The organism is Mesorhizobium sp. M1A.T.Ca.IN.004.03.1.1 (genome assembly GCF_003997555.1).
In the GTDB taxonomy this organism is placed as follows: Bacteria; Pseudomonadota; Alphaproteobacteria; order Rhizobiales; family Rhizobiaceae; genus Mesorhizobium.
Genome location: NZ_RZTV01001119.1, coordinates 1 through 234, shown reverse-complemented (window position 1 = coordinate 234; position 234 = coordinate 1). Strand labels below are relative to the sequence as shown.

Sequence of the window (234 nt, the reverse complement as noted above, 5' to 3'; positions counted from 1 at the left end):
GGCGCCGCCCAGGCGATCAAGGTCGCCAATCCGTCGCAGAAGATCGTGGTCGGCGGCTTCGATGGCGACACCGCAGCGCTCGAAGCCCTCAGCAAAGGTGTCTTCAACGTGACTGCGACGCAGCAGACGCAGAAGATGGGCCGCGATGCGGTTGAAAATGCCGCCAAGCTTGTCGCCGGAGAAAAGGTGCCGCCGGTCCAGCTCCTGGATGCCACGCTGACAACCAAGGAAAAC

Annotated in this window: 1 protein-coding gene; it reads left to right on the top strand. The window is 62.8% G+C overall.

What is annotated here, in order from left to right; genetic code table 11:
• Window positions 1-234, top strand: a 234-nt coding sequence (locus tag EOD29_RS35155; RefSeq protein WP_164764111.1) for a substrate-binding domain-containing protein, incomplete at both ends; no start/stop codon positions are given.